Annotated in this window: 1 protein-coding gene; it reads left to right on the top strand. The window is 58.5% G+C overall.

The features are described from left to right. Window positions 1-70 precede the first annotated feature (70 nt). Window positions 71-1,233 (top strand): IS3 family transposase gene (locus CXY71_RS00040; protein WP_104133709.1). Its coding sequence is split into 2 segments (ribosomal slippage): window positions 71-344 and window positions 344-1,233, totalling 1,164 coding nucleotides; the frame shifts between segments, so codons are not numbered across the junction. Window positions 1,234-1,264 lie beyond the last annotated feature (31 nt).

Raw genomic sequence — 1,264 nt, forward strand, 5'->3', positions numbered from 1 at the left:
GGGACTGCTGAAGGTTTAGTTGACACCTGACTTGCTGGAATTCGGTTCCGGCAGTGGAAGGATCAACACCATGACCCGAAAGACCTACCCGCTCGAATTCAAGCTCGATGCAGTCGCGTTGACCCGCGAGAACGGCGCCCATCTGGCCCAAGTCGCGAAGGATCTCGGGGTTGCGAAAACGACGCTGTTGAACTGGGTGCGGAAAGCCGAAAAAGGTGACAGTCCGCGGCCCAGCCTGAGCCAGGCGGACATGTCCGAGTTGCGGGAGCTGCGTCGGCGTAACAAGCTGTTGGAGCAAGAAGCGGAAGTCATGCGGCGGGCGGTGGGATACCTCTCTCGGGAGATCAACCCAAAATGATGTACCCGCTGGTCCGTGACCTTGCTGCGAAAGACGCCCGTATTCGGGTGCCTGTCGCGGTGGCCTGCCGGGTATTGCGCTTCTCCACTCAGGGCTTTTATGCCTGGATGAAAAACCCGGTCACGGATCGGGACTGGTCCGATGCGCACGTGACGAACGCTGCTGTCGATCTGCATGCCGAAGACCCTGCTTACGGCTACCGGTTCATTTCCGACGAGTTGCCCGCGCTGGGTATTACTGCGTCGGAGCGGCGGGTGTGGCGGCTCTGCTCCCAGCAGCGGTTGTGGTCGAGCTTCTCCAAGAAACGGGGTCTGAACCGGAAGGCCGGCCCGCCTGTGCACGATGACTTAGTGGAACGGGTGTTCACCGCGACACGGCTGAATCAGCTGTGGCTGACTGATGTCACCGAGCATTGGACTGACGAGGGCAAACTTTATCTTTGCGCGATCAAGGACGTGCGATCGAACAAAATCGTTGGTTATTCCATCGATGACCGGATGAAAGCAAGCCTGGCGGTGGCCGCGCTGAACTACGCGATCAAGGCTCGACCACACGCGGGCACCATTGTGCACTCGGATCGTGGATCGCAATTTCGTTCCCGAGCGTTCGTGAAGACATTGGCCGATAACGGGATGAAAGGCTCGATGGGCAGAGTCGGCGCGTGCGCGGATAACGCGGCGATGGAATCGTTTTTTGCTCTGTTGCAAAAGAACGTGCTGAACCGGCACCGGTGGTCAACGAAGCAGCAACTTCGCCTCGCGATCGTGCTCTGGATCGAGGGAAGTTATCACCGTAAACGACGCCAACGTCGACTCGGTCGCCTGACGCCGATCGAGTTTGAAATAATGGACCAACCGGCCTCACTCGCGGCCTAAATGAAGTGTCAACTAAACCTTCAGCAGTCCC

The sequence above is a fragment of the Cryobacterium sp. Y62 genome (assembly GCF_002929785.1).
Classification (GTDB): Bacteria; Actinomycetota; Actinomycetes; order Actinomycetales; family Microbacteriaceae; genus Cryobacterium.